The 4,694-nt window shown below is 29.1% G+C and carries 5 protein-coding genes and 2 pseudogenes; 4 read left to right on the forward strand and 3 right to left on the reverse strand.

Annotated elements, in window-relative coordinates:
• The coding region (locus LQ598_RS13550; RefSeq protein WP_239745714.1) for a type I restriction enzyme endonuclease domain-containing protein at positions 1-175 on the forward strand (175 nt) is incomplete at its 5' end.
• A 115-nt stretch (positions 176-290) separates the two neighbouring features.
• On the opposite strand, the gene LQ598_RS13555 is transcribed toward LQ598_RS13550, so the two are convergent.
• The gene (locus LQ598_RS13555) at positions 291-860 is read right to left on the reverse strand and encodes a hypothetical protein (protein ID WP_107360090.1); all 570 of its coding nucleotides are present in this window, start codon (positions 858-860) and stop codon (positions 291-293) included.
• Between the two features lie 171 nt (positions 861-1,031).
• On the opposite strand from LQ598_RS13555, the gene LQ598_RS13560 reads away from it, so the two are divergent.
• A complete protein-coding gene (locus LQ598_RS13560; RefSeq protein WP_107360089.1) occupies positions 1,032-3,113 on the forward strand; it encodes a DUF262 domain-containing protein in 2,082 nt (693 codons plus the stop codon).
• Positions 3,114-3,215: 102 nt separating this feature from the next.
• Here the strand turns inward: LQ598_RS13560 and LQ598_RS13565 are convergent.
• A pseudogene (locus LQ598_RS13565) lies at positions 3,216-3,719 on the reverse strand (serine hydrolase); the annotation flags it as partial.
• 1 nt (position 3,720) lies between these two features.
• Here LQ598_RS13565 and LQ598_RS13965 point away from each other — a divergent pair.
• Together LQ598_RS13965 and LQ598_RS13570 are read left to right on the forward strand one after the other, a co-directional pair.
• Positions 3,721-3,798: pseudogene (locus LQ598_RS13965) on the forward strand (DUF960 family protein); the annotation flags it as partial.
• Between the two features lie 19 nt (positions 3,799-3,817).
• The gene (locus LQ598_RS13570) at positions 3,818-4,330 is read left to right on the forward strand and encodes a DUF1643 domain-containing protein (RefSeq protein ID WP_198052378.1); all 513 of its coding nucleotides are present in this window, start codon (positions 3,818-3,820) and stop codon (positions 4,328-4,330) included.
• 189 nt (positions 4,331-4,519) lie between these two features.
• On the opposite strand, the gene LQ598_RS13575 is transcribed toward LQ598_RS13570, so the two are convergent.
• Positions 4,520-4,694 (reverse strand): type I restriction enzyme endonuclease domain-containing protein (locus LQ598_RS13575; RefSeq protein ID WP_239745716.1); only part of this gene is annotated, 175 nt, incomplete at its 5' end.

The following is a 4,694-nucleotide window of genomic DNA, read 5'->3' on the forward strand; positions in this document are numbered from 1 at the left end:
GAAGCTTATAAAAGAAAATATGACAGTGGATTGGGTCGTACGAGAAAGCTCGAAAGCAAAAATGAGAGTACAAGTTCGTCGACTGCTTAAAAAATATGGATACCCACCAGATTTACAAAAAATTGCCGTTGAACAAGTAGTTGAACAGGCAGAGTTAATGGCGAGTAATTTATAATTTAGAAGACCTGCAATATAGCTTATGCTATGTTGTAGGTCTTTTGTTATAAATAGTATTTGAATGTAGCAGTAACAAGAGCTAAATAGTTAATCTGTTGAATATTATTATTATTTTACTTTGGAAAAGAATCAATATATTCATCTAATTCTTTTTGTTTAGCTTCTAATTCTGTTTGCAGACCTGCATTATCAATTTCTTCTTGTAACTGTGCTATAACTTCAGGATCAGGTTCTGTTGCGTATTCAATTGGACTATCTTCTCCTCCAGAGTAAGTTCTATTAAAATCAGTCCCATCAATTTCACCACGAAAACCTAAACTTGCAGTATAACTTTCACCTTGTGGATTAGTATAACTAACAGTCTTGTCTCCGTTTTGACTCCAAGTATTTCCTTCTTGATCTATAATACCAGCAACATTTTGACCATTATCTATCATTGTTAATACTTCAACCATTGTCGGAGATTCATTTACAATTGAATTTTCATCGGTTGGTCGTATTTGACTATCATTATTGTCTGGATTATCAAGGTTTTTATTAGTTTTCTTTTTACTGTTTGAAGTTGTCTCATCATTAGATAATTTTAACTCTGAATTACTCTTAGAATCGAAATAGGCAAATATACAAAATCCAAGAGTTGTTGCTAATAATATAGCTATTATTGCAAGTAATATATTTTTCATTAAATTCCCTCCGTATAGTATTTAGAATATTATATAATACAATCGTTGATAATAATAGTTAAATTTCAGTGAAATTAGATTATATACAACTTATGAAGAGTAATTGTGTTCTATATAATACATCTTGCGTTATAATGAATTTATACATTAATTAAAATAAGGGTGATTATTATGGATGGTAATGTTCGGTCAGCGATTGAATTTTTAAGGGGTGCGGTTAAGATTTATATTCCTGTTTATCAGAGGAATTACGACTGGAATATTGAAAACTGTAAATTATTGTTTGATGATTTATTAGACTTAGAAGTTAATGATAAGAGGACACATTTCTTTGGTAGTATCGTTGTTAAACCTGGGAATTATTCTCAGGATATTATTGTAATTGATGGTCAACAGCGTTTAACGACTTTGTCACTATTGATGTTAGCTATCAAGAATTGGTTAGATAAGAATGAAGAGAAAGCACAACATGTTCGCTTAACAGCTGATTATGTATTAAATACGTTTTTACAAGATCAGTATTTAAGTACACCTGATAAATATATTTTACAATCTAACCCTAGAGATTATAAGTCTTATAAATTATTGTTCGGTAATGAAAAGTTTTATGATAAATCTTCAAATATTACATTAAATTATAGTTATTTCTATGATTGCATTGATAGTATGGATATTTCAGTTGATCAGTTAATGAATTCAATCCAGAAACTTCAATTTATGGTTGTTAATCTGAACTCACCAGAAGATGACCCACAATTGATATTTGAAAGTCTTAATTCAACAGGTGTTGCTTTAACGGATGCAGATAAAATACGTAACTTCTTACTTATGAACGAAGACTTACCCGAACAAGATAAATATTTCCAAAATTATTGGCAGCCTTTAGAAGAAAATACACACTTTGAAGTTAGTAAATTCTTTAGATATTATTTAACAATCAAGAATGCCGAATTTCCAAAAATCTCAAATGTTTATAATGAATTTAAGACGACTTATTTTAATTTAGATTTTAATAAACATGATTTATTTGAAGACATCAATGATTATTCCAATACTTATAAGATGATTCTTGAATGTAATACGGGGACAAAGCAGATTGATAGAATTTTAAATCGATTTTTAGAATTGAATGTAACAGTTATAAGACCATTTATTATGGCAATTATTAATGACTATACTTCTGATAGAATTTCTGAAGAAGAAACTATAAGAATAGTGGAGATTATAGAGAAGTATATAGCTAGAAGGATTATAACAAAGACACCTTCAAATGCATTAAACAAAGTAATTGCTACATTATATAGAGACTTTAGACATTTTCAAGATACGCATGATAATGAATACAAAGATTCAGAAGTTATCACATATTTATTACTTAAGAAACAAGGTTCTGGTAGAGTACCAACTGATGAAGAATTAATAAGAAACTTCAAAAATAATGATTGGTATAACATTAATTCATCATATCGTTCATATATATTTGAAAGGTTAGAAAATTATAACCATATTGAATCATTATCAATATATGAAGGATTAAAAAATAAAGACTATAGTATTGAACACATCATGCCACAGAAGTTGAGTTCTGAGTGGAAGAAAGCATTAGGTGATCAATATCAAACGATTCATGATAGTTATGTAAATAGTTTAGGGAATCTTACGATAACAGGTTATAATTCGAAATATAGTAATAGAAGCTTTGAAGAAAAGCAAAATATGGAAAAGGGATTTAAAGAAAGTCATTTCGTTAATTTAAACAAGTTACCAGCAAGAAGTGAAAATTGGCGTGAAACAGAAATTATTGAAAGAACAAATCAATTAATTAGCACAGCAATAGAAATTTGGGAATTTCCTGAGTCTACGATACAAGAAGAAATAGAAGAAAATGAATTATTTGTTTATGACGGTGAAGAGAATTTTGCTAATTATAAAATACAAGGATTTACGTTTATAAATGATGAATATATACCAGCTAAGACATGGAAAGGATTTTTCTTAGAACTATTTAAGCTGCTTGCTAAAATAGATTTAAACCCATTAGTCGAATGCTCAAAAATAGATACTAATTTTGGTTATGAATCCGTCATTCTTAATAAGAAAATAGAAGATACTGAAGAAATCGTTCCAGGAATTTACTTATTCTTAAAATTATCTAATGAAAGAAAGATGAACTATATTAATAAGTTCTTCGATAAATATAATATCTCATACGATCAATTATCATTAGATGTAGAGTATAAAGGACAGAGCTAGGTTAAAAATTAATGTTTTCATCATAGATTACTATAGTACAACACGCCCTTCATCATATTTGAAGGGCGTGTTTTTTATGACTTATTCCACTATATTCTATTCCTACTTCTCATTAAATTTTTCTAATACGACTTTAGCTGTTTCACTGATGACTTTGTCGTTTGGTTTATCTGTTTTGCCTTCTTTATTTGTGAATATAACTAGAATAATTGGTTTTGATTCACCTTTAGGGTATACAAAAGCAACATCATTACTTGATGCATAAGTAATCGCTTGTCCGCTCTTATCTGCTACTTTAAAATTCTTTGGTGCACCTTTTTTGATTAAAGTATCTCCACTTTTGTTATTAATCATTAAATCGATTAAGAATGCTTTATTTTCTTTTGATAAATGACCATCGTTGATCAGTTTATTGAGTGTTTTTCCAAAAGCTTTTGGTGTTGATGTATCTTTATTACTCTTTGGATCATAATTGTTTAATTCAGGTTCCATTCTTGAAGGCTTAGTAGTCTTATCATCTAATGACTTTAGCCTTTTATTAACTTCTTTATAGCCACCTAATTCTTCAATAATCATATTATTAGCAGTATTGTCACTGTATAACATCATTAATAAGGTCTACATTATCCGAGAAGACGATGTAGACCTTTCTTATTACGTCATGTTATTACCTGAGGAATATTAAATAAAGGAGTTAGATAAAAATGAAATCAATCAAAAGTGTATTAGAAACCGAAGCGATATTTAGCGAAGATAAAATGCATCGTTATCTTCTCAAGAAAACTTGGGATATTGATAAAGAAGTACTCACAATTATAACGATGTATCCTCATTATGATGGTGTTATCAACGTTGACCTTACAACACAACTTATTATCAATAAAGTAGCTGAAAAAGATGAATATGGTGGCGTTAATTTTATTAACCTTTTTTCAAATATTGATACACCTATTAATTTAAAACATATAGAAAACAGCCATGACAAGCATACGGATATTCACATTATGAAAGCTGTCAAGGAAGCCGATAGTGTTTTATTGGCTTGGGGTTCCTACGGAAAGAAACCTCTTGTGGAAAATCGAGTGAATGATGTATTAGACATGTTAAAACCTCACAAAAAGAAAATCAATATATTAACAAACCCTCAAACAAATGAAATCATGCATCCATTAAATCCTTATGCACGAAAAGATTGGACAATAAAACCACTAGGTTGAATACGAGTACCCATATAGATAATTTTTTAGTAATAGAATTGTCTTAATTATTTTCATTATATTGGAAGTAATCGATCCTAATAAAAAATAAGATTTTAAAGTATCATTTACATTATTAAAATAGAAGTATAAATATAGTTAAAAATACGAGCATCTTCCGCTTTACTTGGAAGATGCTCAATTATTTTTTTATTGCTGACTTGCCATTAATTCTGCTTGTTCTACTACTTGTTCTACTGCTATTTTCTGAAGATCTGGTGGATAGCCATATTTCTTTAATAATCTACGAACTTGTACTCTCATTTTAGCTTTTGCACTATCACGTTTAGACCAATCCACACTCATGTTATCCTTAACGGTTTTA

It is taken from the genome of Mammaliicoccus sp. F-M27 (assembly GCF_022387115.1).
In the GTDB taxonomy this organism is placed as follows: Bacteria; Bacillota; Bacilli; order Staphylococcales; family Staphylococcaceae; genus Mammaliicoccus; species Mammaliicoccus vitulinus.